Source organism: Pseudomonas sp. SDO55104_S430 (assembly GCF_054070595.1).
Window position 1 is genome coordinate 1 of sequence record NZ_JBSVXG010000284.1, and the last position, 6,373, is coordinate 6,373.

Genomic DNA, 6,373 nt, shown 5'->3' on the forward strand with positions numbered 1-6,373 from the left:
CCGGCGAACGACCGCAAAACCTGTAGGAGCGAGGCTTGCCCGCGAAGGCGTCGGTTCAGACGCCGCGGGTTTCAGACGGCAACGTGATAGGGATTCCTCGGATCATGGTTCCAGTCCAGGAACGGCTTGCCGGAGTCCACCGGGACCATTTCGATGCAGTCCTGCACGGGGCAGGTGATCTGGCACAGGTTGCAGCCCACGCATTCTTCGTCGATCACCTGATAGCTGTGGGTGCCGTCGGGTTTCTTCAGGCTGGCCACGGCCTGGTGCGAGGTGTCTTCGCAGGCGATGTGGCAGCGGCCGCAGCCGATGCAGGCCTCCTGGTCGATCTTCGCAATGACCTGATAGTTGATGTCCAGGTACTTCCAGTCCGTGGTGTTGCCCACGGCGCGTCCGGAGAACTCGGCGATGCTGGCGTAGCCCTGACTGTCCATCCAGCGCGACAAGCCGTCCTTCATCTCTTCGACGATGCGAAAGCCATGCAGCATGGCCGCCGTGCACACCTGCACCGACCCGCACCCCAACGCCATGAACTCCGCGGCATCGCGCCAGTTGCTGATGCCACCGATACCGCTGATCGGCAGGCCGGCGGTCTGTGGGTCACGGGCGATTTCGGCGACCATGTTCAGGGCGATCGGCTTGACCGCTGAACCGCAGTAACCACCGTGGGTGCTTTTGCTGCCGACGATCGGGTTGGCCACCATGCGTTCCAGATCGACGCTGGTGATCGAGTTGATGGTGTTGATCAGCGACACCGCATCGGCGCCACCACGATGGGCCGCGCGGGCGGCGACGCGGATGTCGGTGATGTTCGGCGTCAGCTTGACGATTACCGGCAGCGAGCAATAGGTCTTGCACCAGCGCGTGACCTGCTCGACGTACTCCGGCACCTGGCCGACCGCCGCGCCCATGCCGCGCTCCGGCATGCCGTGCGGGCAGCCGAAATTCAGTTCGATGCCGTCGGCGCCGGTGGCTTCCACCAGCGGCAGGATGTGTTTCCAGGATTCTTCGACGCAGGGCACCATCAGCGACACGATCAGCGCGCGGTCCGGCCAGTCCTTCTTGACCTGGGTGATTTCCCGCAGGTTGATCTCCAGCGAACGGTCGGTGATCAGCTCGATGTTGTTGAAGCCGAGAACCTCTCTGTTAGCTCCGTAGTGCGCCGAATAGCGCGACGACACGTTGACCGCCGCCGGGTCTTCACCCAGGGTTTTCCAGACCACGCCACCCCAGCCGGCCTCGAAGGCGCGGACCACGTTGTAGGCCTTGTCGGTGGGCGGCGCGGAGGCCAGCCAGAACGGATTGGGGCTTTTGATGCCGGCGAAGACAATCGACAGATCGGCCATTTACGCAGCCTCCACGTTGAGCATCAGTTGAGCATGAATGGCCTCGGCGGCCCGTTTGCCGTGCTGCACCGCCTGCACGGTGAGGTCCTGGTCGAGGCTGGTGCAGTCGCCGCCGGCATACACGCCGGGGATGCTGGTGCGCAGGTTCTCGTCCACCAGCAGGCGATCGCCCTGGCGCTTGAGTTGACCGGCCAGCGGGTCGGCGAGGGCGCTGTCGTCGAAGCTCTGACCGATGGCCTTGAAGATCGCGTCGGCGGCCAGTTCGAAGGTTTCGCCGGTAGTTTGCAGGCGGCCCTCCACCAGATGGGTACGGGCGAAACGCATGCCGCGCACCTGGCCCTGATCATCGAGCAACACTTCTTCCGGTTGTGCCCAGGTCAGCAGACGCACCTGATTGGCCTTGGCGATCTCCTGTTCGTGGTGGGTGGCGCCCATGTCCTCGACGCCACGCCGATACACAAGGTTGACATCGTGGGCACCGAGGCGAGCCATTTGCACCGCCATGTCGATGGCGGTGTTGCCGGCGCCGAGGACGATGGCGTGGTCGGCCAGCGGCAGTTGGGTCAGGTCATCGGCCTGGCGCAGTTCGCGGATGTAGTCGGTGGCGGCGAGCAGGCCGGGGGCCTCTTCGTTTGCCAGACCCAGTTGTTTGCTGGCGTTCAGGCCAAGGCCGAGGAACACCGCATCGAATTGCTGATGCAGTTCGCTGAGGCTCAGGTTGTCGCCGAGTTTGTGCCCATGGCGGATTTCGATACCGCCGATCTCCAGCAGGAAATCCAGTTCCTTCTGTGCGTAGTCGTCCACCAGCTTGTACTTGGCGATGCCGTATTCATTCAGGCCGCCGGCCTTTTCCCGTGCTTCGAAAATCACCACGTCGTGGCCGTGCATGGCGCTGCGATGAGCGCAGGACAATCCGGCGGGACCTGCGCCAACCACGGCGATGCGCTTGCCGGTGGCGGCGGCCCGAGGGAAGGGGTGCTGGCTGAAATGCGCGTTGTCCACGGCATAGCGCTGCAGCAGGCCGATCAGCACCGGCGCGCACTCATGGACGTTGTTGCGCACACAGGCTTGCTGGCAAAGGATTTCCGTCGGACACACCCGCGCACAGCTGCCGCCGAGGATGTTGGCCGAAAGGATTTTTTGCGCGGCGCCCTGGACGTTGTCCTGGTGGATGTTGCGGATGAAAGAGGGAATGTCGATCTCGCTGGGGCAGGCATTGACGCAGGGCGCGTCGTAGCAATACAGGCAGCGCGAGGCTTCCAGGTGGGCTTGTCGGTCGTTGAGCGGCGGCGCCAGGTCGGTGAAATGACCGGCGAGGACGGCCGCGTTCTCGTACGGATGCGGGAGATGGGTCAGGGTCTTGATCACGGTTTTGGCCTCACGGTGATGGAGGTGCTGCCTCTGTTGGGCATTTTTTTGTTGCCTGTACCGGCCTCATTGCGAGCAGGCTCGCTCCCACAGCAGTTGTGTAGCGTTCACGAAACCTGTGGGAGCGAGCCTGCTCGCGATGGCCGAAGGCCTGGATCTCAGCGTTTCACGGCAACCGGCTGACTCAACTCAGCCCGCTTGCTCAGCAAGTCGAACACCGCCGGATACGCCGGCCGTTCGATGTAGCGCCCCGCCCCCCTTTCGGCGCGCAGGTCGCCGTCGGCCCAGACCACCCGGCCCTGGCTGATGGTGTGGCTGGGTACGCCGCGCACGGTCTTGCCTTCGAAGATGTTGAAGTCGACCTGCTGGTGATGAGTCTTGGCCGAAATCGTCCGCGTGCCGTTCGGATCCCACAGCACCAGATCGGCATCGGAACCCACGCGGATCGCGCCTTTGCGCGGGTAAAGGTTAAAGATCTTGGCGGTGTTGGTAGAGGTCAGGGCAACGAAGTGCTGCATCGAGAAGCGCCCGCTGTTGACCCCTTCGTCCCAGAGCACGGCCATGCGGTCTTCGATGCCGGCGGTGCCGTTGGGGATCTTGCTGAAGTCGTCCTTGCCGGCAGCTTTCTGCTCAGCGCAGAAGCAGCAGTGATCGGTGGCGGTGGTGTGCAGATTACCCGCCTGCAGGCCATGCCAAAGCGCTTCCTGATGGCCGCGCGGGCGGAACGGCGGGCTCATTACGTAACCGGCGGCGGTTTGCCAGTCCGGGTGCTGATAGACGCTGTCGTCCAGCAGCAGGTGCCCGGCCAGTACTTCGCCGTAGACCGGCTGGCCCTTGGCCCGGGCATAGGTAATTTCATCGAGGGCTTCCTTGGTCGAGACGTGCACCAGGTACAGCGGCGTGCCGAGGGTTTCGGCGATGCGGATCGCCCGGCTCGCGGCTTCGCCTTCCACCTGGGAAGGGCGCGACAGCGGATGCGCTTCCGGCCCGGTCATGCCTTGGGCCATCAGCTTGCGTTGCAGGTGAAACACCAGCTCACCGTTTTCCGCGTGCACCGTAGGTACCGCGCCCAGTTCCAGGCAGCGCTCGAAACTCGCCACCAGGGTGTCGTCCGCTGCCATGATCGCGTTTTTGTAAGCCATGAAGTGCTTGAAGCTGTTGACCCCGTGATGGTTCACCAGCTCGGCCATTTCCTCGCGCACCTGTTCGCTCCACCAGGTAACGGCGACGTGAAAACCGTAATCGGAAGCGGATTTTTCCGCCCAGCCGCGCCACTGATGGAAGGCTTCCATCAACGACTGCTGAGGGTTGGGAATCACGAAGTCGATGATCGAGGTGGTGCCGCCGGCCAGACCCGCCGCCGTGCCGCTGTAGAAGTCTTCGCTGGCCACGGTGCCCATGAAGGGCAGTTGCATGTGAGTGTGGGGATCGATGCCGCCGGGCATCAGGTACTGCCCGCTGCCGTCGAGCACTTCGGCGCCTGCGGGTATGTCGAGATTGTCGCCGATGGCCTTGATCACGCCGTCTGCGCAATACACATCGGCGCGATAACTTTCATCATGGGTAACAACGGTAGCGCCACGGATCAACAGAGACATTCCGGATTCCTCGCAGGCATGACCGACTGATGCCGGTTCTGGATTTTTATATACAGCCAGCGTTGAAGGTTTATTCCTGTCAACGCTGTCAGGAATAAACGCTAGTCGCAGTTACGGGAATCGGCAAGAATATTTTTCATATGCTTATTCCTGTTTTAAGTAATTGATTAATAGAGATAAAAACTAAGAATCAGCAAAATGGTGCGGCCGCTCCCCATTTTGACGCACTTGACAGGATCGAAATATGGTCGAGATTTCCTATGTGAAATCAGCTGTTTGAGGCGCGCAATATTTAATGCGTTACATTCGTAAATAGATTAAATGCACCAGATTGAGTCCGGACTATTCGGATAACTTGACCGTGACAAGTAGCCGAGGCACCCGATCAATAAATAAAACTGATAAACATCAGTTGCTTGCAAAGTGTTTATGGAACTGCCCGATGCGCAAGCGAGGAGTGCGGCACAGTTATTGATGTCGCGAGCCTCGAATGAGCAAAAAAATAATTCAAAGAACAGTGGAGCGGCCATGCAACAGAACAGATCCCAAGTGATCGAGCGCGAAGGCTTGTTTGAGCTCGAAGCCGGCAGCGATGTCCTCGACAGCCCCCGTTACAACCACGACATGGCACCGACCAAGGTGCACGAACGAACCTGGAACAAATGGCACATCACCGCGTTGTGGGTGGGTATGTCGATCTGCGTGCCGACCTACACCCTGGGCGGAGTGCTGACCGCCTATTTCGGCCTGACCGTGGGCGAAGCACTGCTGGCGATCCTGTTCGCCAACATCATCGTGCTGATTCCCCTGACCCTGAACGCCTTTCCCGGCACCAAGTACGGCATCCCGTTCCCGGTGTTGCTGCGCTCCTCGTTCGGCATCCTCGGCTCGAACATTCCGTGCCTGATCCGCGCCCTGGTGGCGTGCGGCTGGTTCGGTATCCAGACGATGTTCGGCGGGCTGGCCATTCACCTGTTCCTCGGTTCGGTGTTCGAGGGCTGGAAATCCTTGGGCGGCACCGGTGAAGTCATCGGCTTCATGATGTTCTGGGCCTTGAACCTGTGGGTGGTGATTCGCGGCGCCGAGTCGATCAAATGGCTGGAAACCCTGTCCGCGCCGCTGCTGGTGGCGGTGGGCGTGGGGCTGCTGGTGTGGGCGATGCCGAATGTGTCGATGACCGAACTGCTGGCGATTCCGGCCAAGCGTCCTGAAGGTGCCAGTGTGGTCAGTTACTTCGCCGCAGGTCTCACGGCGATGGTCGGCTTCTGGGCCACGCTGTCGCTGAACATTCCGGACTTCAGCCGCTATGCCGAAAGCCAGAAGGCACAGATCGTCGGGCAGATCATGGGGTTGCCGCTGACCATGTTCCTGTTTGCCGCGCTGGGTGTAGTGATGACTGCTGCTTCGGTGAAGCTGGTGGGTGTCACGGTGTCCGACCCGGTGACGCTGATCGGCCACATCCAGAGCCCGGTGTGGGTCGCGCTGGCCATGGCGCTGATCATCATCGCCACGCTGTCCACCAACACTGCGGCGAACATCGTCTCGCCGACCAACGACTTTCAGAACATCGCCCCCAAGGTGATCAACCGCACCAAGGCGGTGATGCTCACCGGTTTCGTCGGCCTGGCGCTGATGGCCCATGAACTGCTGAAGAAGCTGGGGCTGATCGTGTCCGATATCAGCCTGGAGACCGTGTATTCCAACTGGCTGCTGGGCTATTCCAGCCTGTTGGGACCTATCGCCGGGATCATGGTGGTGGACTATTTCCTGATCAAGAAACAGCAACTGGACCTTGCCGGGCTCTATCGCGATGACGTGTACCCGGCGTGGAACTGGAACGGGTTTTTCGCCTTCGGCGTGCCGGTGGTGCTGACGCTGCTGTCCCTGGGCAGCGATGCGTTCAGCTGGTTCTACAGCTATGGCTGGTTTACCGGATCGGCGCTGGGTGGGTTGATCTATTACGGGTTGTGCGTGATGCGCTCGAGCCCGTCGGTCGTGAAATCTGCGGTGTGAAGACTGGCCTCTTCGCGGGCAAGCCTCGCTCCTACAGGATTTCGCCTG

General features: G+C 61.2%; 4 protein-coding genes. 1 reads left to right on the forward strand and 3 read right to left on the reverse strand.

Features of this window, described 5'->3' with window-relative positions:
* Positions 1-71 precede the first annotated feature (71 nt).
* From preA to hydA, 3 genes are all read right to left on the reverse strand, one after another.
* Positions 72-1,346 (reverse strand): NAD-dependent dihydropyrimidine dehydrogenase subunit PreA, encoded by a 1,275-nt coding sequence (gene preA, locus ACW9JE_RS27575; protein WP_457434555.1) that lies wholly within the window; start codon positions 1,344-1,346, stop codon positions 72-74.
* Positions 1,347-2,714, reverse strand: coding sequence for an NAD(P)-dependent oxidoreductase (locus ACW9JE_RS27580; RefSeq protein WP_457434556.1), 1,368 nt, complete (start codon positions 2,712-2,714; stop codon positions 1,347-1,349). It lies immediately after the preceding gene.
* Between the two features lie 158 nt (positions 2,715-2,872).
* Positions 2,873-4,312, reverse strand: a complete 1,440-nt coding sequence (hydA, locus tag ACW9JE_RS27585; protein WP_457434557.1) for a dihydropyrimidinase — start codon at positions 4,310-4,312, stop codon at positions 2,873-2,875.
* Between the two features lie 528 nt (positions 4,313-4,840).
* On the opposite strand from hydA, the gene ACW9JE_RS27590 reads away from it, so the two are divergent.
* On the forward strand, positions 4,841-6,325 hold the full coding sequence (locus tag ACW9JE_RS27590) for an NCS1 family nucleobase:cation symporter-1 (RefSeq protein WP_224542141.1): 1,485 nt from the start codon (positions 4,841-4,843) through the stop codon (positions 6,323-6,325).
* Positions 6,326-6,373: the final 48 nt, after the last annotated feature.